The 23,222-nt window shown below is 62.1% G+C and carries 28 protein-coding genes; 12 read left to right on the forward strand and 16 right to left on the reverse strand.

Going from position 1 to position 23,222, the window contains the following annotated elements; genetic code table 11:
* Positions 1-86: 86 nt before the first annotated feature.
* Positions 87-653 (forward strand): nitroreductase family protein, encoded by a 567-nt coding sequence (locus tag AB8B02_RS14985; protein WP_439064303.1) that lies wholly within the window; start codon positions 87-89, stop codon positions 651-653.
* Between the two features lie 7 nt (positions 654-660).
* Here AB8B02_RS14985 and AB8B02_RS14990 read toward each other — a convergent pair whose 3' ends face one another.
* Both AB8B02_RS14990 and AB8B02_RS14995 read right to left on the reverse strand, forming a co-directional pair.
* Positions 661-3,129, reverse strand: a complete 2,469-nt coding sequence (locus AB8B02_RS14990) for a putative bifunctional diguanylate cyclase/phosphodiesterase (RefSeq protein WP_439064304.1) — start codon at positions 3,127-3,129, stop codon at positions 661-663.
* A 239-nt stretch (positions 3,130-3,368) separates the two neighbouring features.
* Positions 3,369-4,379, reverse strand: a complete 1,011-nt coding sequence (locus AB8B02_RS14995; RefSeq protein WP_439064650.1) for a hypothetical protein — start codon at positions 4,377-4,379, stop codon at positions 3,369-3,371.
* A 287-nt stretch (positions 4,380-4,666) separates the two neighbouring features.
* Here AB8B02_RS14995 and AB8B02_RS15000 point away from each other — a divergent pair, with 287 nt between their 5' ends.
* On the forward strand, positions 4,667-5,719 hold the full coding sequence (locus AB8B02_RS15000) for a patatin-like phospholipase family protein (protein WP_170849844.1): 1,053 nt from the start codon (positions 4,667-4,669) through the stop codon (positions 5,717-5,719).
* Between the two features lie 11 nt (positions 5,720-5,730).
* Here AB8B02_RS15000 and AB8B02_RS15005 read toward each other — a convergent pair whose 3' ends face one another.
* Complete coding sequence (locus AB8B02_RS15005) at positions 5,731-6,159, reverse strand: CBS domain-containing protein (protein WP_093762031.1); 429 nt, start codon at positions 6,157-6,159, stop codon at positions 5,731-5,733.
* A 237-nt stretch (positions 6,160-6,396) separates the two neighbouring features.
* Complete coding sequence (locus tag AB8B02_RS15010; RefSeq protein ID WP_210269010.1) at positions 6,397-7,179, reverse strand: rhomboid family intramembrane serine protease; 783 nt, start codon at positions 7,177-7,179, stop codon at positions 6,397-6,399.
* A gap of 579 nt (positions 7,180-7,758) precedes the next feature.
* Here AB8B02_RS15010 and AB8B02_RS15015 point away from each other — a divergent pair.
* The 3 genes from AB8B02_RS15015 (at position 7,759) to AB8B02_RS15025 (ending at position 10,035) form a co-directional block, all read left to right on the forward strand.
* Positions 7,759-8,316 carry a PAS domain-containing protein gene (locus tag AB8B02_RS15015; RefSeq protein WP_439064305.1) on the forward strand — a complete coding sequence of 186 codons (558 nt, stop codon included), beginning with the start codon at positions 7,759-7,761 and terminating at the stop codon, positions 8,314-8,316.
* A 149-nt stretch (positions 8,317-8,465) separates the two neighbouring features.
* Positions 8,466-9,080 carry a PilZ domain-containing protein gene (locus tag AB8B02_RS15020; protein ID WP_093762168.1) on the forward strand — a complete coding sequence of 205 codons (615 nt, stop codon included), beginning with the start codon at positions 8,466-8,468 and terminating at the stop codon, positions 9,078-9,080.
* A gap of 331 nt (positions 9,081-9,411) precedes the next feature.
* On the forward strand, positions 9,412-10,035 hold the full coding sequence (locus tag AB8B02_RS15025) for a transglutaminase-like cysteine peptidase (RefSeq protein WP_439064306.1): 624 nt from the start codon (positions 9,412-9,414) through the stop codon (positions 10,033-10,035).
* A gap of 249 nt (positions 10,036-10,284) precedes the next feature.
* Here the strand turns inward: AB8B02_RS15025 and AB8B02_RS15030 are convergent, their stop codons facing one another.
* The 3 genes from AB8B02_RS15030 to AB8B02_RS15040 form a co-directional block, all read right to left on the reverse strand.
* Complete coding sequence (locus AB8B02_RS15030) at positions 10,285-10,524, reverse strand: hypothetical protein (RefSeq protein WP_439064307.1); 240 nt, start codon at positions 10,522-10,524, stop codon at positions 10,285-10,287.
* Positions 10,525-10,589: 65 nt separating this feature from the next.
* Complete coding sequence (locus AB8B02_RS15035) at positions 10,590-10,961, reverse strand: hypothetical protein (protein ID WP_309944835.1); 372 nt, start codon at positions 10,959-10,961, stop codon at positions 10,590-10,592.
* A 155-nt stretch (positions 10,962-11,116) separates the two neighbouring features.
* Positions 11,117-11,413, reverse strand: a complete 297-nt coding sequence (locus AB8B02_RS15040) for a hypothetical protein (protein ID WP_175365517.1) — start codon at positions 11,411-11,413, stop codon at positions 11,117-11,119.
* Between the two features lie 108 nt (positions 11,414-11,521).
* Between AB8B02_RS15040 and AB8B02_RS15045 the strand changes: the two genes are divergently transcribed.
* From AB8B02_RS15045 to AB8B02_RS15055, 3 genes are read left to right on the forward strand one after another with little or no spacing between them, the layout of a single operon-like run.
* On the forward strand, positions 11,522-11,803 hold the full coding sequence (locus AB8B02_RS15045) for a hypothetical protein (RefSeq protein ID WP_439064308.1): 282 nt from the start codon (positions 11,522-11,524) through the stop codon (positions 11,801-11,803).
* An 8-nt stretch (positions 11,804-11,811) separates the two neighbouring features.
* Positions 11,812-12,090 (forward strand): hypothetical protein, encoded by a 279-nt coding sequence (locus AB8B02_RS15050; RefSeq protein WP_439064309.1) that lies wholly within the window; start codon positions 11,812-11,814, stop codon positions 12,088-12,090.
* The gene (locus tag AB8B02_RS15055; protein ID WP_170849843.1) at positions 12,059-12,232 is read left to right on the forward strand and encodes a hypothetical protein; all 174 of its coding nucleotides are present in this window, start codon (positions 12,059-12,061) and stop codon (positions 12,230-12,232) included. Before AB8B02_RS15050 ends, AB8B02_RS15055 begins: the two co-directional genes overlap by 32 nt.
* A gap of 119 nt (positions 12,233-12,351) precedes the next feature.
* Here AB8B02_RS15055 and AB8B02_RS15060 read toward each other — a convergent pair whose 3' ends face one another.
* The gene (locus tag AB8B02_RS15060) at positions 12,352-12,882 is read right to left on the reverse strand and encodes a gamma carbonic anhydrase family protein (RefSeq protein ID WP_089264916.1); all 531 of its coding nucleotides are present in this window, start codon (positions 12,880-12,882) and stop codon (positions 12,352-12,354) included.
* 48 nt (positions 12,883-12,930) lie between these two features.
* Positions 12,931-13,260, reverse strand: a complete 330-nt coding sequence (locus tag AB8B02_RS15065; RefSeq protein WP_093762015.1) for a DUF6949 family protein — start codon at positions 13,258-13,260, stop codon at positions 12,931-12,933.
* Between the two features lie 229 nt (positions 13,261-13,489).
* Here AB8B02_RS15065 and AB8B02_RS15070 point away from each other — a divergent pair, with 229 nt between their 5' ends.
* A complete protein-coding gene (locus tag AB8B02_RS15070; RefSeq protein ID WP_439064310.1) occupies positions 13,490-14,197 on the forward strand; it encodes a hypothetical protein in 708 nt (235 codons plus the stop codon).
* Positions 14,198-14,961: 764 nt separating this feature from the next.
* Here AB8B02_RS15070 and AB8B02_RS15075 read toward each other — a convergent pair.
* Genes AB8B02_RS15075 through AB8B02_RS15085 form a run of 3 tightly spaced genes read right to left on the reverse strand, consistent with a single transcriptional unit; the run spans position 14,962 to position 16,968 of the window.
* The gene (locus tag AB8B02_RS15075) at positions 14,962-15,567 is read right to left on the reverse strand and encodes a hypothetical protein (protein WP_175365772.1); all 606 of its coding nucleotides are present in this window, start codon (positions 15,565-15,567) and stop codon (positions 14,962-14,964) included.
* A 4-nt stretch (positions 15,568-15,571) separates the two neighbouring features.
* Complete coding sequence (locus AB8B02_RS15080; RefSeq protein ID WP_439064311.1) at positions 15,572-16,210, reverse strand: hypothetical protein; 639 nt, start codon at positions 16,208-16,210, stop codon at positions 15,572-15,574.
* Complete coding sequence (locus AB8B02_RS15085) at positions 16,207-16,968, reverse strand: MotA/TolQ/ExbB proton channel family protein (protein WP_244628575.1); 762 nt, start codon at positions 16,966-16,968, stop codon at positions 16,207-16,209. Before AB8B02_RS15085 ends, AB8B02_RS15080 begins: the two co-directional genes overlap by 4 nt.
* A 194-nt stretch (positions 16,969-17,162) precedes the next feature.
* On the opposite strand from AB8B02_RS15085, the gene AB8B02_RS15090 reads away from it, so the two are divergent.
* The gene (locus AB8B02_RS15090; protein WP_439064312.1) at positions 17,163-18,542 is read left to right on the forward strand and encodes a histidine kinase; all 1,380 of its coding nucleotides are present in this window, start codon (positions 17,163-17,165) and stop codon (positions 18,540-18,542) included.
* Positions 18,539-19,189 (forward strand): response regulator, encoded by a 651-nt coding sequence (locus tag AB8B02_RS15095; protein WP_439064313.1) that lies wholly within the window; start codon positions 18,539-18,541, stop codon positions 19,187-19,189. The genes AB8B02_RS15090 and AB8B02_RS15095 overlap by 4 nt, the downstream gene beginning before the upstream one ends.
* Positions 19,190-19,267: 78 nt before the next feature.
* On the opposite strand, the gene AB8B02_RS15100 is transcribed toward AB8B02_RS15095, so the two are convergent.
* The 4 genes from AB8B02_RS15100 to AB8B02_RS15115 all read right to left on the reverse strand — a co-directional run bounded on the left by AB8B02_RS15100 (position 19,268) and on the right by AB8B02_RS15115 (position 22,746).
* Positions 19,268-19,486 carry a DUF3126 family protein gene (locus tag AB8B02_RS15100; RefSeq protein ID WP_068736180.1) on the reverse strand — a complete coding sequence of 73 codons (219 nt, stop codon included), beginning with the start codon at positions 19,484-19,486 and terminating at the stop codon, positions 19,268-19,270.
* 174 nt (positions 19,487-19,660) lie between these two features.
* On the reverse strand, positions 19,661-20,488 hold the full coding sequence (gene cysE, locus AB8B02_RS15105) for a serine O-acetyltransferase (RefSeq protein ID WP_068736178.1): 828 nt from the start codon (positions 20,486-20,488) through the stop codon (positions 19,661-19,663).
* Between the two features lie 226 nt (positions 20,489-20,714).
* A complete protein-coding gene (locus tag AB8B02_RS15110; protein WP_115029528.1) occupies positions 20,715-21,467 on the reverse strand; it encodes an alpha/beta fold hydrolase in 753 nt (250 codons plus the stop codon).
* Between the two features lie 70 nt (positions 21,468-21,537).
* Complete coding sequence (locus AB8B02_RS15115) at positions 21,538-22,746, reverse strand: hypothetical protein (RefSeq protein ID WP_439064314.1); 1,209 nt, start codon at positions 22,744-22,746, stop codon at positions 21,538-21,540.
* Between the two features lie 229 nt (positions 22,747-22,975).
* Here AB8B02_RS15115 and AB8B02_RS15120 point away from each other — a divergent pair, with 229 nt between their 5' ends.
* Complete coding sequence (locus tag AB8B02_RS15120; protein WP_089265655.1) at positions 22,976-23,221, forward strand: zinc-finger domain-containing protein; 246 nt, start codon at positions 22,976-22,978, stop codon at positions 23,219-23,221.
* Position 23,222: the final 1 nt, after the last annotated feature.

Below are 23,222 nucleotides of genomic sequence, written 5' to 3' on the forward strand. Positions count from 1 at the left end.
GCCCGCCTCGTGGCGGGCCTTTTCGCGTGGTAAGCGGTCATTCAATTCCTGCAAATTCTGCGCATCCTCATCTGTGAGAACTGCCCGTGCCCGACATCATCGACTTCCTGAAGACCCGCCGCTCCGTCAAGCCGCGCGAAATGACCGGCTCCGGCCCCTCATCCGCCGAACTCGAAACCATCCTGACCATTGGGGCACGCGTGCCGGACCACGGCAAGCTGGCGCCATGGCGCTTCATCATTTTCGAGGGTGACGCCCGCAAACGCGCGGGCAACGTCATCGCCACCGTGTTCGCACGGAAGAATCCCGATGCACCGGTCGAGGAGATCGAGGCGCAGAAACACAAACTGACGGAGGCGCCGCTGGTGATCGGCGTGGTGAGCATCATCAAGCCGCATCCGAAGATTCCGTCATGGGAGCAGGAACTGTCCGCAGGCGCGAGCTGCATGAATATTGTATCGGCCGCTACAGCCATGGGTTATGGCGCCAACTGGCTGACCGGCTGGATGGTCTATGACCGCGACGTGCTCGAAGGCCTCGGCCTCGCCGCCAATGAAAGACTGGCCGGCTTCATCCATGTCGGCGGCAAGCCCGACAAGGTGATCGAGGACCGACCGCGGCCAGAACTCAAGGACGTCGTGACCCGGTTCTGAACCGGATTTACGCAGCCTGCGACGCCTGGCTACCAAACCGGCGCAACAGATTTTCGATTTCCGACGCCGGTTTGGCAGGGCTGAACAGAAAACCCTGCACCTCGTTGCAGCCTTCCGCGCGCAGCCAGTCCAGTTGATCGATCGTTTCGACCCCCTCGGCGGTCGTGGTGATGTTCATGCTGCGACCGAGTCCTGAGATCGCGCGTACGATGGCAACGCAATCCGGCCGCTCGATCAGATCTTTCACGAAAGACCGGTCGATCTTGATCTTGTCGAACGGAAAACTCCGCAGATAGCTCAGGCTGGAATAGCCGGTGCCGAAATCATCCATCGAGATGCGGACGCCCAGCGCGCGCAGTTGATGCAGGATCGCAAGATTGGCCTCGGTTTCCGCAAGAAACACCGACTCGGTGATTTCCAGCTCAAGACGATGCGGCGACAGGCCGGAATAAGCTAGCGCGGCAACCACGACCTGCACCAGGTTGCGGCTGCGGAACTGCACCGGCGAGAGATTGACCGCGACCTTGATATCGTCCGGCCACTTGGCAGCTTCGGCGCAGGCCTTGCGCAGCACCCACTCGCCGAGCGTGACGATGAGGCCGATATCCTCCGCGACCGGGATAAAATCGGCCGGCGAGATCATGCCCTTTTCGGGATGTTTCCAGCGCAGCAGCGCCTCGAATCCGGTGATGCGATCGGCGGTCAGATCGACCAGCGGCTGGTAATGCAGTTCGAAGTCGCCATCGGCGAAAGCGCTGCGCAGATCGAGCTCCATGTCGCGGCGCTTCTGCGCCTGGCGATCCATCTCGCGCTCGAAGAAGCGATGCACGCCGCCACCTTCGGACTTCGCGCGGTACAATGCCATATCGGCATTGCGCATCAGCTCTTCGCTGGTATCGCCATCGCCCGGTGACATGGCGATACCGATGCTGGCGCCGATCACGACCTCGACGCCGTTCATGTCATAGGGCGCGCTGATGATCTCGATCAGCCGCGCGGCAAAATCGTTGGCTTCGTTCGGCGTGATATCGGCTGCCAGCACCACGGCAAATTCGTCGCCGCCGAGCCGCGCCGCGAGATTGTTGCCACGCACCTCGGTGCGCATTCGTGTGGCGACCATCTTCAACAGCCGGTCACCCATGGGATGGCCGAAGGAATCATTTACATTCTTGAACAGGTCGAGATCGATGCACAGCACCGCGACATGCTTGCTCTGATCGTCGTGATCGAGCGCCTGGGCCAGACGCTCCTGATAAAAAACACGATTTGGCAAATCCGTCAGCGCATCGTGATGCGCCATATGCGCCACGCGCGCCTCGGCCTTGCGACGCTCGGTGATGTCGACGACAGCCACGAGGAAGCCGTCGCGACCTTCGAACATCACGCGGCGGCCATAGGTCAGCACCTCGATTTCGCTTCCATCGGCCTTCAGGTGGCGCCAGTTGCGATCCGACTGATAGATATCTCCGAGTTGCATTAACGCGCGCGTATGAAGCTCCCACTCGTCACGCGGCCAGATTTCCTTGAGCTGCATCCGGAGGAAAGTGGCGCGATCGTATCCGTAATGCGCGACAGCCGCGTCATTGACGCTGAGAAAATCCATCGTCTCGGCATCGAACACCCACATCGGCATCGGATTGCTGTCGAACAGCAGCCGGAACGAGGCCTCGCGGCGCTTAATGTCGGTGACGTCAGACACAGTCAGCGACACCAAGTCGCCAAAAGCGGTGGCGCTGAGCCGAAGGTTGCGATCATCGCTGTCGATTTCGAGCTGACCGCTCTGGCCATTGGCGATCATGGACAGCAGCCATTTCGTCACGCTCGGCAGCGACAATGCGTGACCGCCCGCGCTCAGCTTGCGCCACTGAAGGTCGGTGGGTGATACTTTCAGCAGGCGCGAAGCGCCCTGATTATGATGCACGATCTGGAAGTCGAATGCCTGGCTTGCGGAATCCCGGATTGCCGCAAGCGACACGATGCCTTCGTCCGTCGACGAGAAGATCGCATCGACCAGATTGTAACGGGTGCCCTGCTCATTGACATAGACGCCGACCAACCGGCCACCCCAGCGTGACGCTGTCGGCAGCGCCAGAATGTCATAGGTGTGGACGAGACCGTCACGCACGCAATGCGCCACCATCAGATGCGGCCTGTTGGCCTGCAACGCGCAGTTTGCGGCTTCCGTTAGCGCACGCACGCAATCAGGTGCCAGCACGTCGAGCGGAATGCCCCAGCGATCGTCACCCAACCACTGTTGCACATAGCGGCCGCTGCGTGACACTTCGAGCGTCTCACCTTCGACTTTCAGCAGGACGATGTGATCGGCCATCCGCCCAAGACTGCCGAGCATCACTTCTTCATAGCCGGGCAGAATCTGGCCGGGACGAACGGCCGCCCGCCATTTGCGTTGCAAGGCGGGAATGTCGTCGAACAACTTGACGTCCGGGCTTCCGGATAACTGTCTGGCCGCGATCACGACATCCCCTTCGGAACACTTGTAGCGATACGTGCTATTCGGACTATGGGGATTAACGTCATGTAAACGTTCCGCGACCGCGGAGGGCAACGACCTGCTATAACGCGACAAACTGGCACGATGGTTAGTTGGCGATTCAGGATCATGACACGCGCATGACAATTCATTCGCGTTTGAAGCGTGTTGTCTGCAACGAGATCTTTGTTCTGGAAGATTGTTGAGTAGCTTGCGAGCAGCAGTTAGCGCGCGATGACTTCGATCTCGCCGTCGACGCCGTTCACGACGTTGAAGGGGCGCTCGAACACCTTGCCTTCGTTCTTGGCGATGGCGCGATATTCGCCTTCTGCCAAAGTGACGCGCGGGAATGCGCCGATGGATTCCTTGATGACGTCGCCGGCCGGCGTGATCACCGACCATGCGGTGTTGGCCAGAGCCTCGCCGCCCTTGTCGCTCACCAGCTTCATGGTGATGACAGCCGCACGATGCGTGATGGTCACGTCGGTGAGCTTGCTCGCCTGCACGCGGATGTCGGAGCGCACCACCGAATTGGCGTCACCGTAATTCGAGATGATGTAGTAGGTGCCTTCCTGCAGCAACACGACATCGCCGGCAGGAACACTCGGCAGTAGCGGCGTGCGCTCGCCGCCTTCGAACTGGCTGCCTTTGTAGATCGAGAACGAGATCTGGTTCTGCGGGATCTTCGTGGTGCCGACGCGGCCCTCGATCCGCAATCCGCCGGCCGGCAGCACAAACGCTTCACGATCGGTCTCGGACTTGATGGTCACCGGACGAACAGCGCTCACAAGGCCCAGCGCCACATGCACCACATAGCTGCCCGGCGGCAGCACGATGTTCGGCGTGGCGCCGCGATCCTCGCGGATCAACTTGAAGGCACCAGTCTCGTCCGGCCTGTCGGAATAAACCCGCCAGACCAGACCGCTATTGATGACCGGCATATCCTTGCCATAGCGCGCCGTCAGCGCCAGCACGCCCTGTGCGGGGCCCGTTGGAGCAGCCTGGACCGGCGACGGCACAGGCGGGGCGACATTGGCAACCGGCGGTTGCGTCAGCGGCGCCGGCAACAAGGGGGTGGAAGCAGGACCGGACGGCGGCGCGAGGCTGATGGCCGGACCCGACGGGACATCCGGGATCGAGCCCGGCGGAACCGGTGCCGGACGGTCCGAAAAGAACTGCGCAGATGCGGTTTGGGGCAAGGCAACAGTCTGCAGCAGAGCGAGGCCCAGCACCATAGCCAGCCGTCCGCTCCGGCCGGATGTTCGCAAATCATGGCCCCATGCAGTCATGGTCATGCTTTTCACCCAAAACGCGACAAATTCAAGCCTTGACGCGGCTGTCCCGCCGCCAGACCCACAATCGCGTGAGGTTCCCCATGAACCGGCGCACCGGGCGGTAACGGGTCGCTCTGCAGTCACATTTGGTGCCTAAACCTCGCAAACGCGACATAAATCATGAATTAGCTACCGTCTGGAATGATGGCGCAGCTGCATTTAATATCGGCGGCGTCGAGGAGCTTAGTGTGCTGGAGATTTTGATGGGGCGCGGCCAGAATGGCGCGAACGGTCGCGACAAACCTGGTTTGGGAAGCGTTCGACGTCCGATCATCGGTCTGGCGCTGGGCGGGGGTGCGGCGCGCGGTTTCGCCCATATCGGGATCCTCCGCACTTTGCTCGCCCATGGCATCGTCCCGAACGTCGTGGTGGGCACCTCGATCGGTGCCGTAGTTGGCGGATCCTACGCCGCCGGCCACCTCGATACGCTCGAGGAATGGGCGCGCAGTCTGCAGCCCCGCAATATTCTCAGCTATCTCGACATTCGCCTGAACGGCTCAGGCCTGATCGGCGGCAACAAGCTGGCCGCACAGCTCGAAGCGTCGCTGGGCCATACGCTGATCGAAGATCTCCCGCTGAAATTCGCCAGCGTCGCCACCGAGGTGCGCACCGGCCATGAAATCTGGCTGACTCATGGTCGCCTGGTCGATGCAATGCGCGCGTCCTATGCGCTGCCGGGCATCTTCTCTCCGGTTCTGGTCGGCGATCGCTGGCTGGTCGACGGCGCGCTGGTCAATCCGGTGCCGGTATCGGCGGCGCGCGCGCTGGGCGCTGAGATTGTCATCGCAGCCAATCTCAGCAATGACGTGTTTGGCCATTCGACCACGATTTTCGACCATGGCACGGGACCTGAAATGGCCGAGCCCATCATCGAAGTCGAAGAGCCGAAGCGCGGTTTCAGCAAGTTCTTCTCGGCCGAGCGCACCATGAAGCGCGAATTCTTCGGCGGCGGCGGTCGACCGGGCATCTCTACCGTAATGGTCGATGCCTTCAACATCATGCAGGATCGCATCACCCGCGCGCGACTTGCCGGCGATCCGCCGGATCTCCTGATCGCCCCCCGCGTTGGCCGCATCGGCTGGTTCGATTTCCACCGCGCCGAAGAAATGATCACGCTCGGCGCGCGTGCCGCAGAACGCGCTGTCGAGTCCATTCAAGAAGCGATCGAAATCCTCGCCCCTGAAGTGGCAAACTCGCCTGCACCCGTCGTTGCGCAGAAGCCGACCACTTCGCAGAGTTGAGCGCGGCGGGCTCAGGCCGTCGCAATATATTCGCGCAGCGCTTCCTGTTCGCGCTCGAATTCGCGCAAGCGAAATTTGACGACGTCACCGATCGAGATCAGACCAACGACCTTCTCGTCCTCGATAACGGGCAGATGCCTGAATTTTCCGGTCGTCATCTTTTCCATGATTGCACCGACCGTATCGGCCGGTTTGCAGCCAATGACCTTGCGCGTCATCACGGCGCTCACGTCTTCATCCAGCGCCGAGGCGCCGCGTTCTCCGATCACCCGCACGATATCACGCTCAGACAGGATACCATCGATGTGGTGATGGCTCATCACCAGCACGGCACCTATTCTTCGCTGTGACAGCATCTGCACCACCGACGAGACCTTATCGTTCGGCGAGACGCTGATGATCTGGTGGCCTTTGGAATCGAGAATTGCACGTACCGTCATTGTCGCCTCCTAAGTCGACCATGCCCTTTGTCGGGCGCGGTCTTTCATTCTAGGGTCGTCAGACAGATGCAGTGTAACAGCGCAGTTCAACAGTCGTTCAGATGTGGTGATCGCACTGAAACACCGTTCGCGCCGGGAACGGGATCGGCCTCAAGGGCCGAACCTGCCAACGTGAGTCACCTGTCGAATACATAAGATGGATCAAATGCGTCGGCCTCGCAAGAAGCCGGTACGCGCTTAATGCAGGTCGGAGATGTCCGGAGACGATGTTTGCGAACCCGTGCGTTGCAACCTCGGAATAGGATCGAACAGCGAGAACAGCAGCAGCCCGGCGAAGAAGCCGCCGATATGCGCCTGCCACGCAACGCTCGCCCCTTCCGCGCCGATCGCAATCGAGCCGACACCGAAGATGATATTGACGCCGAACCAGACCGCCAGAAATCCGATCACGCGCGGATCGCGCAACGAACGCAACAAAGGAAGCGCCGGCACACGTGCCGCCTCATCGGCATCGCCGCGGTTGAACGACAGGAAGCTGCCGCGCACGAAGGCAAAACGGATGGCCGCGGCCATGGCGCCGGAGACCGAAGCCGAGGCGCCGATCATCGGTGCGAGTGCGTGTTCATGGGTAACCAGATGCGCGGCGGCGCCAGCCACAGCCGTCACCGCCATGAAGATGAAGAAGCGGACCGCGCCGAAGCGCCGCGCCAGCGCGCTGCCGAACGGCAGCAGCCACAACACATTGAAGCCGATATGGCTGAGATTGGCGTGCAACAGGGAGTAAGTGACGAAACTCCATACCTTTGCGCCATTGCCGCCGGGAAAAGGCATCGACAGCAGCGTCTGGTCGTAGCGCTTCGGAATGAAACCGAAGACCTCAATGGTCCAGTATTCCAGATCCACCGGCAGCAACATGCGGATAATGTGGATCACGGCAAGCAACCCGACATAGGCCGTCAGCGCCCCCGGCAGGGTCAGGATCGGTTCGCGCGGGGGAGCGGGGGAATCCAAGGTGTCCAAGGGGATAACGGCCTGTCAGCGGCTCTGGCGAGCGATGCCCCAGATAGTCGGCTTTGCCGGTACCGCGCAAGCTCAGGATCACCGCAGGACAGCAAACCCGCTTGAAAAGAAAAAGGGAGAGCCTCTGAGAAAGGCTCTCCCGGGTCCGTCTTGATCTTTTCCCGCGGATGGATGTCCCGGTGTGCCGGACGAGCCGACATCCCCACCCCTCCCCGCGTGACGACCAATTCTGTTTTCAGCCACCTGTTTATCTAAGCGCGTCACGAACTGCTGGAGACAGTCCGCTCCGCTCTGGAGTGAGCAGGAGACTACCGGCAATCCCCGCGTTGCCAAGCGCATGCTTAACTTAGAGTTAACGGCGAACTGGTCCACCCGCTCCGAAACCGGACGGTTAATGAGATCCTAACAATCATAGTAAACTTAACCTTAACGGCGGATACCCGCCCGAACGCGGTGGAAAACACGCCTTCGGCATGGACGCTGCAATGACTGATCTGCACAACATGTAGCGGCGAGCGATGGATGGATTCGGGACAGAAATGTCCCCGATCCACTGCAAGCCGGGTCAGGATCAGGCGAATGAAACATCCATCCAGCCGCGCGTTCTTCGCCTATTGGGACGACAAACGCGGTTTTGCGCGCGCCCCCGATCGGAGTGAGCTGGAACCCGGCCCCGTTCGCGAGTTGCTGGGCGACATCTTCGTGCTGTCCTATGACCAGCCCGTCGAATTCCCGTTCCGTGTGGCCGGCACAAGAGTTTGTGCCCTACTCGGCCGCGACCTGAAGAACCAGCCGTTTCCGTTGCTGTTCGCGCCCGAGTGTCGCGACGAGATCCGGGACATGATCACCGTCGTATCCGAGGAGCAGCTCGTCGCCGTCGCTGGCGTGACCGCAATGACCGAATTCGGTCTAAAGGCGCATCTGGAACTACTGTTGCTGCCATTCGCGACGCGCGCGCATTCCCCTATCAGCCTGACCGGCCTGCTGGCGCCCATGTACGAAGTCCGCGGCCGGCTCGGCGCATTCCAGCTGACGTCGTTTCGCTATCTCGCCCACCAGCCGCAGCGCTTTGCGCCGCGCGCCCTGCGCAAACTGCAGGTTGCCCGCGGCCTTATGGTCTATGAAGGGCTGCGCTGAGCAGCCTTCTACGGACGCTGCTCATTATAAGTGTCGCGCAGAACAATCACGCCAACTGGTTGCGCCAGTTCGGTATTTGCTAACGCGGCGTTAACCCTACGGGCCGTAGGGTCGGTCGAAACTCGACCAGCATGACCGGCACGACACTGATGGCGTTCGCGCAAACAAAATCGATTCTTCCGTCTGCAGAAGAACGCCGTCGCTTTCAGCGGGTGAAAGTGCACCTGCTTGGCCGCTATATGCTGCCGGATCGCCGCGAATTTCCGTGCCAGGTCATCAATATGTCGCCCGGCGGCCTCGCGCTGCTCGGTCCCGGCATCGGCAATGTGGGCGACCGCGTCATCGCCTATCTCGACCATATCGGCCGTGTCGAAGGTAAAATCACCCGGATCATCGACAACGGCTTCGCCATGACCGTGGGTGCGACACCGCGCAAACGCGACAAGCTGGCAGCCCAGCTGACCTGGCTGGCCAACCGCGACATTCTCAATCTGCCGGAAGACCGCCGCCACGACCGCATCGTGCCGCGCAACCCGATGGTGCTCCTCACCCTCGAGGATGGCGTCCAGATGAACGGCCGCATTATCGACCTGTCGCTGTCCGGCGCCGCCATCGCGGCAGAGAAACGTCCGCCGCTGAACTCGATTGTCATGCTCGGCCGAATCCAGTCCCGTGTGGTCCGCCATCTCGAAGAAGGCTTCGCTCTGGAGTTCTTCCACGAGCAGTTGGCAGAGACGCTCGAAGACAGCGTCAACGCCCGGTAAACGGCCGAACGCCCCCGATCCTCGTTTTTCAATGTCCTGAAGGCGCTATCCGCATCAGCGGATACCGTTGCGCGTCATCTGCACGCGATCGCGAGGGGTTAATTTCACGCCGCTTTGCGCACGCAAGTTCCTGAATTGCAGCATTCAAGCCATTAACGCGTACAATTTGAATCAAATACAATTAGCTAAAATTTGAATCGCATTCGATTCAAGTATAGTTCGAATTCGCCGCGCCTTTTACTTGTAATCGCTTCAATTGTACTTGAGCGATTTAGCGGCGACGAAAATCCTTTGTGCGAAACATGGTCCCAACAAGAAAACGGGGGCCACAATGTTTGGTAACAAGGGGCGATACTTCGGACTGGCCGTTTTAGCAGTCCTTCTTGGAGTGACTTCGTCGGCACGTGCCGGCAACGAAAAACTCTACGCAAGCCTGGGCGACAGCACACGCGCACCGATCGGCTGGGTCGAATTCTGTTCAGACAATCCGACCGACTGCCGCGGCGATGCGACGCAAGCACGTGATATCGTCATCACGCAGACTGCGTGGAAGGATCTGGTGCGGGTCAATCGCTGGGTCAACGAGACCATCAAGCCAATGACCGACATGGATCATTGGGGCGTGATCGAAAAGTGGTCGCTGCCATCAGACGGTTACGGTGACTGCGAAGACTATGTACTCCTGAAGCGCAAGATGCTGATCGAAGCAGGCTGGCCACGTGAGGCGCTGCTGATCACCGTGGTGCGTGACAAGAAGGGCGAAGGCCACGCGGTGCTCACGGTGAAGACGGACAAGGGCGAATACGTTCTGGACAACCAGAATGAGAACGTCCTCGCCTGGACCGAGACCGGCTACCGCTTCGTCAAACGCCAGTCACAGAGCGATCCGAATGTGTGGGTCTCGCTCGGCGACAACCGTCCTGCAGTGGCTACGGCCAGCGCGCGGGATCGCTAAACAACACGAATTCGAGACACGCGACCCGGTCACATCCCCACCCCTCCCCGTCCCAGACCGGATCGCGCGCGGCCAGCTCTCCCCCAAGAGCTGGCCGCAACTTTTTGGGGGTGATGCTCGCGCAGCTTCCGACAGGAAGCGGCCGACAATGGGTGGAAACAGATGCAGGCCTGGCTGACGAACTACAAAGTGCCTGGCTGATCCCGGACTGACGTCCAAGAAACACGAACCGACAAAAAAATCGCCGCGCTAGTCGCGACGATTTGCGTTTCGGTCGATGGTGCCGTCGGGCCGATAGCCGAAGCGCACGAGTGCAATCGCCGTCAACCGCTTTCCGAACCGGCGCTCGAACTCACAGAACATCCAGACGAAAGCCATCACCAGCGCAAAGACAGTGGTGACAAACAGTAGCGTGAGACTGGCAATGTCGAGGGTCATGGTCATCGTTTCGATTTTGCAAAACGCGTACCAGACAATCTGACCAGCCATGATGTGGCTCCAGCACAGCCATGCTGGAGCCGACGAGGTAATCAGGTGGCGTCGCTCAAGGCCAATCAGTCACAAACCTCGACACGACGCACCCGATATCCAGCCGGTGTCCGTACGCGCTTACGCGTTATGTAACATCCGCCTTCGTCATCATAACCGCCATAAGCGTAGGGGTACCCACCGTAATACGCATAGGGGCCGTAGCCGTAGTAACCGCCATAAAGGCCGGCGCCGGCGAGGCCAAATCCCAATCCTATTCCAGCACCGCGAAATCCACGGCCGAAGCCACCGCCGTGAAATCCGCCGCCATGGAAGCCTCCCCCGCCGTGAAAACCTCCACCACCATGCCCGCCGCCACCGCGTGCCGATGCGGCTGTCGGCGCGACCAGCGCGACTGCGGCAAGGGTCAACAGACCAAACACCAATTTGCGTAACATCAACTACACTCCGTCACGGGTCACTTCCAGCGCCGCCCTGTCAGATAGGTAGCTCTTTCGTTCGCGAACCGCCACGGTGCGACGATCAATAGCCGTCACTTGTTCGCGACTGTCGGTTACGGTGTGTTGCTGAACGCCTGTCGCGCAACGTTGCGCTAGCACCCCTTGCAGATGCTCTTCACCTTGCGATCGACGGCACGATCCTGCGCATCGACCGCTGCATCGCCTGTCGCCGGCTTGCCATCGGGCGACGCCTGTCCGGTCCCGCTCGCGCCTGCCGTGATCCCGGTCGCGGCGCGTCCACCGCTCGCATTCGCCGTGCCTGCACTATTGGTACCCGCAGCGCCACCGGTCGCGCCGCCACCTGCACTGCCGGATTGGGCGAACGCCGCGACTGAAGACAACAGGACGGTAGCCGTTGCAGCCGCGATGAGTTTCGAGGAATGCGCCATTGGAAATCTCCTTTGGCGTTCAACGAGACCAGCGGAAACGGGTTCCGTTGCGGGAACGAATTTGGCGCCGGCGGCTTGAATCCCTGACATTGCCGAGGAGAAGCCTGCGTGTCCTGGGACAAGCCGTTTCGCGAACCGATCGAATTGCCCGACGGCAACACGCTGGTGTCGCTGCGCGACGCCGGCGCTTACATCACACAGCTGTCACCATCTGAACACGATGCAAAGGAATGGCAAACCGCGATGCATTGCCTGATCGAGGCGGCTGACTACGGCGGCCCTGTCAGTTTCGCGCGGCTCGGCGTTGCACAGGCGCTGCATCGCCATCAGGAGAAAGTATTCGACCCGACGCGCGCGCGATCGCGCTGGCGCAGGCCGGGCCTCAGTTAGCAGATGTCATGCGCAAGCTGATCGACTTCGACGACGAGACCCTCGACAAGCTCATCCAGCTTGGCCGCGACCGCATGGCGACGACGCAAGAACTCGCGGATGAAGCCTTCGCCGACCTCCTGAAAAAGCACGGCGTTCCGATCGATCTCAAGGATGCGCTCCGCAAGAGCGTGAAAGCCGCCGGTCCATCATCGGCATCAAGCCGCAACACTGCGATGCGCCCCGCCCCATCACGTCCAGCAAGGAAGAAGGCCCATGCCAAACGATCCGCAAAAAGATCCATTTGAGGAAGGCGAGCGTGCCGCCAGCGAGGGCATTCCTGCCGAGGCCAATCCCTATCAGGACGGCACCGAGGAGCATTCGCTATGGAGCGCCGGCCACGAGCGCGTGGCCGGCGAAACAGAAGCCAATGAGTCCGAAGGGACGTGATCGCGGTGCGTGCGATCACAACGAGAGCCCTTTCGGTTCTGATAGAATCAGAACCGAGGCTCTGGCTTTTTGATGCGTTTTCTTGACGCGACCCGGTACCCGCTTCGCTCTAAAACGCTCTAGCCGATCTTCTTGAGACCTTTCTGGAAGCGCGGGCCGTTCGCCGCATAGAATCGCGCGGCGCTGCCCATCGCCGTCACCTGCTCCGGCGACAGCGTGCGAATGACGCGCGCCGGCGATCCGATGATCAGCGAATTCTCCGGAAACTCCTTGCCCTCGGTGATCACCGAGCCGGCGCCCACGATGCTGTTCTTGCCAATTTTTGCGCCGTTCATCACGATCGAGCCCATGCCGATCAGCGCGCCGTCTTCAATCGTGCAGCCGTGCAGGATGACATTGTGGCCGACGGTGCAGTTCTTGCCGATGGTCAGGGGAAAGCCCTTGTCGGTATGGCACGTGCAGTTGTCCTGCACATTGGAGCCTTCACCGATCTCGATCCATTCGTTGTCGCCGCGCAGCACCGCGCCGAACCAGACACTCGCCTGCTCCAGCAAACGAATCTTGCCGATCACATCGGCCGTGTCGGCGATGAAGTAATTTCCGCTGGCCGGAAGATCCGGTCCCTGCCCGTCGAGTTCGTAGATTGCCATGATTTAGTGGTCTCCCTTTGCGGGAGACACTGCCACGGATTCTTGCGCTTAGGCCAGTATGCCCAGCGCTTCCAGGGTCATCACGATCAAGGTGCCCGACATCAGGCTCCAGATGCCCGACAGCACCGTCGCGATCATCACGAACTGAATGCGATGCTGCTCGGCTGCACCGTTTCGGAGCGTGTTGCGCATGATGATGAAAGGCGCCGTGAAGACCAGCAGCGGCACGGCTGCGAAGGCTTCAGGGGACGGCCCCTGCTGCAGCAGGCTGAAGCTCGGGGGACGTTTGGCAAAGGCCTGATAGGCGCTTGCAATGGCGCCTGCGAGCGCGAAGCCAATGCATAGCTGGAAGAATGAATTCAACGCATCGGGGGACATCGAAGCTCTTTCACGGCACATACAAACACCGCCCTGCATCGCAAAATGCGAAGCTCGCCGCCAGCATAACGTTAATAAAGGGTTAACGGCACGGTCGGGAACCGCGCGCGGTGCATGGCTCCCGGATACCGCCTGCGGCGAGGCGCGCGAGGCCGTTAACCATCGGCTGGCATATTCGCGGTTGATTCGCCCACCCGGTACACCGTCCCAGTTCCAATTTAGCGTGCGCATGTCTCTGCTGTTTCCGACCCACCCGACGACGCGGCCGCGGCGCCGCCACCGCCGCAACCCCGTCGTACCGATGCTGATCGGTGCAGCGCTTGCAGCCCCCGCTATCGCAGTGGTGGCCTATCTGTTGTGGCCGACCTGGCAGAGCCAGAAGCCCGGCGATCCCGACCGCATCCCGGTGAGCGTGGGCGCCACACTGTTCAACGTCCCGACCCATGCGTTTCGCCGCAAGGTGCAGAAACATTCAGGGCCGCAGGAACGCGTCGATCTGAGCTATGTCTATCCATCGCTGGAAGCGAGCAACCTGCCGAGGCATGTCAGCGTCGAGAATTTCGATGAGAACGCGCAGCCGATCGATCGCATCTTCGTCTCGATCTCGGCGCATCACGATGCGACCTCGCCGGACACCCGCCTGCGCACGATCTATCCGCGCTATATCGACCGTGCGACATCAAGCGAAGACGGGCTGACCACGCAGCCATTCCGCGACAACTCGCCTTACAGCAATGAAGATCTCTATCTCGGCACGACGCCGGCGCTGGTGGCGCGCTGTACACGCGACGGCGCCACGCCCGGCATGTGCATGAGCGAACGACGCATCGGCGGCGCCGATCTCATCTTTCGCTTTCCACGTAGCTGGCTTGAGCAATGGCGCGATGTCGGTAACGCGATGGATCGACTGACGATCCAGCTCAGCGGGCTGCGCTGATCGCTCGCGGCGTCATTTGCGTCGATCATCGGATGCAATTGTCAAACAGCCATGCGCTCGCAGTCTCGCGGCGCCCATGGCGTCCGAGGTGTGAGCAGTCCCCTCAAAGGATGAGGGGTGGCGACGCGCCGTGAGGCGCAAGGGTGGTTTCTGTCGCGATCCGCTCCACCGGAACGCCGGCAAGCTGCAACCGCGCAACGCCTCACGGCGCGCCACCGCGGCGATTTCTGTCCCCGGGACCGTTCTTCCGGGCAAAGGCGCAGAGCTCCGCACTCCGCTGATCCCGACGGTTTCCCGCCGTTCACCAATGCCACGTCCAGCCAGCATGAGTGGCAGACCCCCGTAGTGGGGCCGGACGGTGACCCAAGGCCTCCCGAGTGCGCGGGGTACGTCACCCCACGCCCGCAGGCGCCGCAATCCAGATCCCGCTTCAAGACGCCTCATGAAGCGCCCCTCGCGAACCGGACAATTCGGACAATAATCCTTATAGGTATATTGTCAATAGAATGCAGGAAAAAATGTTTGGGCGCTGCCCCGCCCCAGCTCCGTCATTCCGGGGCGCGGGCGCGCCTTCGCGCACGTGAACCCGGAATCCCGACATGTTCAGCGCAAAACACAACGAGATTCCGGGTTCGCGTCCGGCAAGTGCCGGCCGCGCCCCGGAATGACGAGCAAGGACAAAGCCCCGGAATGACGTTAGAGCAAAACACTCTGAGATTCCCCGCCACCCCAAGCGAAGCTAACGTTCGCGATGGCCATCGCCGCTACGGCACATCTTTGGCTGGCAGGACGGGCACGGGCAGCGGGGCGAATGTGATGGACTGGGAGTCGCCGCGCATGAAAGCGGGGTCCAGCAGACCACCGCCGGACGGATCGCCGCCCGGCTCCCCGCTGGCGAACAGCGCACCTGGCGGGCCACCAGGTGGCAACTCGCCCTCGCCGGATCCGAATTGCGCGGCACGCCCGCCTTGCGGATGACCCGCGGCGATCTCAGTGCGCGCACGCTCGGCCTTGCGCGCGAGCGCGGTGGAGTAAGGCCGCCGATAGGCCCGCGGCGCCCCGCTCGGGAGATTGTCGTCGTCGAGGGCCTCGACCCACATGTGGATGGCACCGGGCTCGCCCTGGGCGATGTTGGGCTCGACGCTGCGCACCCACAACAACTGGAAGTTCGGCGGCAGCGGATCGTCCGCCGACCAGCCGAGCAGGCCCTGGGTGCGGAAGAACACCAGCACGTAAAACGCCGAAGTCACCGCCACCGCGCCGGCCTTCACCGGCCACGGCAGCCGCGTCCGCACCACCGCCAGCAACAGCAACAGGCCGAGCAGCGCGTAGCCGAATGACAGACCGAGAATGCTGGCTTGCAGGCTCATCGCTTCATCCGGCCTTGCGCTCCCTGTACCGCTTGTTCAGCATCCGCACGAGCGATGTCTGGTCGTGATTGACCTCCGTCACGTTGCCGGCCTTGTCCATGATGAAGCGCACCGCGGTTGTCTCGGCGCCGCCATGATCGACATTGACGGTGTCGTAGTGCACCACCTGTACTTTCGGATTCAACTTCTCGACCTTGACCGTCACCGGCACTGGCTGTCCGGTCAGCGCCGCGAAATGGTAGATGTTGACGATGTATTCGCCGGCCACGATGCCGCGCACGCTGACGATCTCCTGCCGGATCGGCGAGAGCACCTTCTGGCCATTGACCATGATGAAATCGTTGAGCCCGCCGCGATCATCGCGGTCGAGCACCATGAAGCCGGTCTCACGCCGCCGGTACCACACGATATTGCCGAGCGGGTCCTGCACGAACATGTCGATGTCGTCCGGGTGCTTGTCGGGCCAGCTCACCGTGATCATGAATTCCAGCTTGGGATCGACCTTGCCTTCGTCGTCCTTGGTCTTGATCGCCAGCAGCGCAATGAAGAACAGGAAGGCGATCACCTGCAGCGCCTTGAACAGCATGACGCCGAGCGGATCGAACGGCGCTTCCTTGCCAGAGAATTCAAACTCGTCGATCACTTCGCGTGCTCCGCTTCACGTTCGAGCAGCGACACGGCGTGGACGTCGATGACGCCGACGGCAAAGGCGAACAGTTTGGCGGTTGCGTCCTCCAGCATGTAATACTGGATGCGGATCAGGATCGAACCGATCAGCCCCGCCAGCGTGGTATACATCGCCACCGCCATGCCCTCGCTCATCAGGTTCATGGAGGCCTTGATGGCGCCCTGATTGCCGGTGTCGAGGCCGGCGATCGGCGCCAGCATCATGATGAAGCCAACTATCGTGCCGATCAGGCCGAGTTTCATCAGCGTGTCGCCGGCAAACCCGCCGAATCCGTTCGAGCCGCGCAAATTTCCGGCGAGACGACGCAGCAGCAGCGTCTGGTCGAGCCGTCGCCCGCTTTGCAGTGCGGACTTCACGGCCAGGTCGCGGATATGCGACGCCATCAGGCCTTTCGGTAACGCACCGACGCCGTCGATCGCGACACCGTCGCCGGCCACGACGATGCGTTGGCCGCCCTCCGCGAATAGCTCCGCTGCACCCCGCGCCGCGTCGGCTTCGCGCGACACTGCGATCAGGCGCCACAGGCAATGCAGCGATGCACCGAAATAGAGCAGTACGATCACCGACGAGATATAGGTGCGATCGACAGCAAGCATCTGCCGCACCAGGCCATAGTGCCAGAGCAGAACCGCAGCGAACAGACAGAGCCCGGTAAAGATCAACCAGTGCAGCAGCGGCGCGCGATCCGCCGGATCGAGATGATGCCGGCTCACCACATGTCCCTCCTGCTGGTTGTTTCACCGATCACGATCGGCGATTAGCTTCAATCTGCCGCCTGTACGACTGAGCCTCCAAGGGCATCGCACCCGCCACATACCGGGCAAATTGCCTAAACGATGCAGAACCGCTTGCCAGACCACGGCGCCTGCCGCTTTAATATCAATGTCTCACCGCGGGGAATGCGATCATGCGCCTGCTGATACATCTCGTTCTTCGTCTCGTCGCCGTGGTGCTGCTCTGTCTGGCCTGTACTATCGGATGGATTCTGGTCGATGCGCACCGCACCATCGAGGCCGACACCGCCGCCTCCGCCGACCGCGTCGCGACAACCCTGCAGAACCTGTACTGGCGCGAATTGCTGTGGCGCGATGGCACTTACCGCGATGCACTGCTGCCGCTGCCGGACTGGAAATCCATTGCTACCATGAAGGTGATCGCGCCAGGCGTGTGCATTGACTTCCGGCTCGGCAGCGCGCCGCCGTTCGACCTGTGCAGCCAGACCGAAGACATCGGCAGCCCGGCGCCATCATGGTTCGTCAGTCTCTACGGCGCGCTGTTCGGGCCACATGCCACGGAGACGCGGCCGCTTACCGTGCGGCAGCGCGATGCAGGCACGGTGCAAGCCCGTGTCGACCCCGCCGCCGCCGTGCGTCAGGCATGGCGGCAGGTGACCGTGATGGTCAGCATCGCCGCGGCGATGGCGCTGGGCATCAGTCTGCTCGCGATTCTCCTGATCGGCCATGCGCTGATGCCGGCCCGGAGCATCGTACGCGGCCTGCGCCGCCTCGAACATGGTGACCACCGCCATCGCCTGCCCGCTTTCGGCGCCACCGAATTCAGCCATATCGCCCGCGCCGTCAACGATCTCGCCGGCCGTCTCGCGGCCACCACTGCCGAACGCGTCGCGCTGACCAAGCGACTGTTTCAGGTACAGGAAGAAGAACGCCGCGCACTGGCGCGCGATCTGCACGACGAGTTCGGCCAGTGCCTCACCGCCACCGCGGCGCTCGCCGCAGCCATCGAGACCGGCGCCACGCCGTCCCGTCCCGATCTGGCCGACGATGCCCGCGCCGTCGCCCGCATCACCGGCCAAATGATGACGACGCTGCGCAGCGCGCTGGCGCGGCTGCGCTCGCAGGATCTCGAGGAACTGGGATTGCAGGCCAGCCTTGTGCAACTGGTGGCGCAGTGGAATGCGAGCACGACGCGACGCGCCGTGTTTCATCTCGACGTAACCGGCGATCTCACCGCCGTCCCCGCAGAAGCCGCCGTCAACATCTACCGCATCGCGCAGGAGTGCCTCACCAACGCCGCACGCCACGGCAAGCCGCAGCACGTCCATCTCCGCATCAACCATGGGGAAGAGGTCCGCGACGCCATCGCCGTCAGCGTCGAGGATGACGGCGGCGGCGACGCCACGCAGGCCCACACCGCCTCCGGTCACGGCATTCTCGGCATCCGCGAACGCATCGCAGCGCTTGGCGGCAGCCTGTCGATCGGCCCGGCGGCACACGGTATCCGCGTGGCCGCGGTGATTCCGCTGCAGCCACGACAAGCCGCGGCATGACCACCGTCAGCATCCTGCTGGTCGACGACCATCCGGTGGTGCGCGAAGGCTATCGCCGGCTACTGGAGCGGCAGGTCGGTTTTCGCGTCAGCGCCGAGGCCGAGGATGCCGCTGCGGCCTATCGCGCCTATCAGGCAGAGCGCCCGGACGTGGTGGTCATGGATCTGTCGCTGCCCGGCCCCGGCGGGCTGGAAGCGATCCGGCATATCCGGCAATGGGATCGCACCGCGCGCCTGCTGGTATTCACCATGCATGCGAGCGCCGCGTTCGCGCTGAAAGCGTTCGAGGCGGGCGCCTGCGGCTACATCACAAAGAGCAGCGCGCCGCACGAACTGGTGCGCGCCATCGCCACCGTCGCCCGCGGCGGACGCGCATTGAGCGAAGACATCGCGCGCGAAATCGCCAGCGAGCGGCTCGGCAACGAACGGTCGCTGGTGGAAGATCTCGGGCCGCGCGAAACGGAAATCCTGCGGCTGGTGGCGTCAGGCTGGACCACGGAGCAGATCGCGACGTCGCTCAATCTGAGCACCAAGACCGTGCAGAATTATCACTACCAGATCAAATCGAAGATCGGCGCGCGCACCGACGCGCACCTGGTCTGGCTTGCCACCGCCGCCGGCCTGGTCGCGCCGGACAACGCGGCCTAGCGTGTGATGTACAGAGCGCGACGACCCACGCAGTGCTTGCGCTGATCTCGCCGCCGGCAAGCGGGGCAAGGTGCCTCCTCAGCCGTTATCGACGAGGTCTTCTTCCAGGATCGCCATCTGGAACTGGAACGAGCGATCATCGTCTTCGTCATCGACGAACAGCACGCCGATAAATTCTTCGCCGATATAGACTTCGGCGGAGTCGTCCTTCTTCGGGCGCGGCACTACGCGGAGCTTCTGGTTGCCGAACACGCGCTTGAGATAGGCGTCGAGCTTTCTGACTTCCTGAACGTCCACAGGTGTCTCCAATGCAGTTGATGTCTGTTGAGCTGATGGAGAGAAGCTTTAATGCGAGATGGCGTCCACGGCTAGGCCGTTTCTCGAAAAATCACGCCATCCCACAAGTGAACGAAAACGCGTGCAATATCAGCGCTTGCAAATCGCAAGCCCAGAAGTCTCAGCCCCTGAAAATCAGAGCCCGATCGCGTTCAGCATCTGGTTCATGGTGCGCGACGGCTCCGAACAGCCGGCTTCGCCAACGATCTTCGCCGGCACGCCCGCCACAGTGACGTTGTGCGGCACTGGCTTGACGACAACGGAACCCGCGGCAATGCGCGCGCAATGGCCGACCTCGATATTGCCGAGAATCTTGGCGCCGGCGCCGATCAGCACGCCGTGGCGAATCTTCGGATGGCGGTCCTCGTTTTCCTTGCCGGTGCCGCCGAGCGTCACGCCGTGCAGGATCGACACGTCGTCTTCGATCACAGCGGTCTCGCCAACGACAAAGCCGGTCGCGTGATCGAGAAAGATTCCGCGGCCGATCTTGGCGGCAGGATTGATGTCGGTCTGGAAGGCGGCCGACGAGCGGCTCTGCAGATACCACGCAAAGTCCTTGCGGCCCTTTTTGTGGAGCCAATGCGCAAGACGATGCGCCTGGATGGCGTGGAAGCCCTTGAAGTACAGCAGCGGATCGATGAAGCGCGTGGTGGCGGGATCGCGGTCGAACACGGCGACGAGGTCGGCGCGGAACGCATTGCCAAGATCCGGCTCGTCGCGCAGCGCTTCGTCGAAGGTCTGGCGGATCAGGTCGCCGGACAGCGCTGCGTGATCGAGACGTTCAGCAACGCGGTGCACCACCGAATCTTCCAGACGGTTGTGATGCAGCACGGTCGAATAGATGAAGGATGCGAGTTCAGGCTCGCGATGGACGATGTCTTCCGCCTCGGAACGGATGCGATCCCAGATCGGATCCAGCGTTGCGAGTTTTGAATTCTGCGGATTGATGCTCTGCACGGCCATGGCGGACTCGCAATTCCCTGAATACGGCGTCGATTATAGCACAAGGCGCATCGCTGTCGCGACACGGCTCCTGCCATCGTGAACGGCGGCTTACCCGGCGATCGCCTGACAACACGTTGAAAACGCAGGCGTTTCCGGTGAAAGCCCCGTCCGCCCACAAACCGGGCGTGCATCAGAAGTGGGCGCTCATGTGATCAAAACAAGGTGCGCCCCTCGCCAATTGTCATCACGGCCGGCGCGACAGGAAATCCAGCACACCTTCCTTGTAGACGCGATCGCCGACCGCCCGCATGTGATCGCGGTTCGGAATATCCAGCACTTCGGAGCCGGCGATGACCTTCTGCAACTCCTGTGCGGAGCCGCTGATCTCGTCCGTCGTTCCCACAGCGATCAGCAGCGGCACCTTGATGGCGGCGGCTTCCTCATTCGTCATCAGCCGACGCGAGCCGCGCAGACAGGCTGCGAGCGCGCGGCGGTCCGAACGGGTCTGATCGGCGAAAGCGCGGAAGGTGCGGCCGACGGGATCGGTGACGTCGTCGAGCGAGTCCGCCTCGAGCGCGAGGGCGACATTCTCGCCGGGACCGCCGCCCTTGATGAGGCCGATGCCGAGACCGCCGAAGATCGCGCTGCGGATCAATTCCGGATGGCTGTAGGCGATATAGGCAGTGATGCGCGCGCCCATCGAATAGCCCATCATGTCAGTGCGCGCGATGCCGAGATGCGCGAGCAGCGCGCGCACGTCCGCGGCCATCGCGCCGATGCTGTATTGTTCGGAATCGTAGAGCTTGCTGGAATCGCCATGGCCGCGATTGTCGAGCGCAATGACGCGGCGATTGTGCTTCTTCAATTCCGACACCCAGGTCGGATAGACCCAGTTGACGTTCTTGCTCGACGCAAAGCCGTGCACGAGGACGATCGGATCGCCCTCGCCTTCATCGAGATAAGCAATTTCGACAGCGCCGTTGTGAAAGCTCGGCATCCAGAATTCCGTTACGATTGAGAGATGGGGTGATTGAGAGAATGAATGGTGGTGATGGGAAGCGCTCAGTTTACCCGTGGACGAGCACCGGCGCCAGTGAGTGAGCCGGCGCGGGATGGCGGAGAGCCATGTCCCTGAGTAATGCGTCCTTGCGTGAGATGTCCTGCAGCAGAGCGTCCTGCCGTACCGCAAGCTCGCGGCGCGCACGTCTGGCCTTGGAGCGCTGCAGCCACGACCAGGTGATGCGTTCCGTGGTTGCCTTGATCGACACGACAAATCCGAGCAGCGCGAACAGCGCCCAGAACACCCACATCGAGAGATTGAATGCGCCCGCCGCCAGCAGCAGCGCACCACGGCCGAACATCTTCATGATGGCGCGAGTCTGACCGCCTTTGACTTCGGCGAGTCGCGCCGCGCGCGTGACGTCTTTCGGGCTCTGGGCGATACGCAGCGTATCGAGTGCACCGCGCGTGCCGGCCTTCTCGCCGACACGACCGACATCCCCGGCGAGACGCACGATGCCGCCGGCCTTCTCGGTGCGGAACGCCGCCTTCACCGCAGTGATGGTTTGCCCCGGCCGCAGGATCGACGCATCGGCCACCGCGGCGCGCAGCATCGGCCCGTCCACCACGCCGCGCGCCGAGCGCGCCGCCCAGGTGGTGAGTCCCTCGCCGATCCGCCCGACCTTGCGCGCATCCTTCACCAGTGTGAGGCCCGCGCGCACCGGCGCGACGCCGCCAACGCTGACATAGGTCGCTGCGGTCACAGCGAGACCTGCGGCAGCAAGGCCGAGAATGAGGTGATCGGTATCCTCACCCATCGCCATGTGCTTGCCTTCGCGCACCACGTCGCGAATATCGCCGAACACAAAGAGATCGCCGGCGACAGTGCCGGACAGGCTGCCGACATCATCGGCAGTGCCGGTGACAAAGCCAGTCGCAAAGCGGCTGGCGAAATGGGAGGCGGAATTCTCGTCCGCAACCGCCTCGGTCACGCGCCTGGCGAGATCGTCCGGCAGTTGAACATGTCTGGCAGCCGCAACATCAGCAAAGCTTTTGGCGAGGTCGGCATCCCTGGCCGCGAGCGCGTCCTCGATATTGCGGGCGAGCACCGCGGGATCCTTCCGCAATGCAGAGCTGAGTTGCGCATCGGCCAGAGCGACGGGGTCATCCTGCGCGGCGAGCACGGCGCCGGCGTCGCGCGCATGCGGCAGCAACAGCAGGCCGGCGGTCGCGCAGACCGCTACCCCCGTCAAAGCTGTGTCGAGCCGGAACCACATGGCGGGAAACCCTATCCTTGCACCTCTTTAGAAATGGTGCGTCACATCGTGGACACAACTGCCCCGACGAAAGAAGGGCTATTCGGAGACACCCGAATTGTGTCGAATTTGTACGGATGAATGACCCCTGCGCGGTCTAGGAATCATGGTTCCGGACCAGTATGGTGCGCCGCACTGAATGGCGCGCCGGCTCATACGCCCGCGGCTGTTGCGAGCAAAGGTAGAGAAGATGTCCGACCACGTGGTTCCGCACTTTCACAATGACGCCGGCGTTCCGATCATCGAGATCGGCTCGCAGGAATTCATGTGCGTGGGTGCAAATCCGCCGTTCGATCATCCGCATGTCTTCCTCGACCTCGGCAACGACAACGAGATCATCTGCCCGTATTGCTCGACCCTGTATCGCTTTGCCGCCGATCTCGGCGCCGGCCAGTCACGTCCGCCGGAATGCGTGGTGAAAGACAAGGTTGCCTGAT

It is taken from the genome of Tardiphaga sp. 862_B3_N4_1 (assembly GCF_051811085.1).
Classification (GTDB): domain Bacteria; phylum Pseudomonadota; class Alphaproteobacteria; order Rhizobiales; family Xanthobacteraceae; genus Tardiphaga; species Tardiphaga robiniae.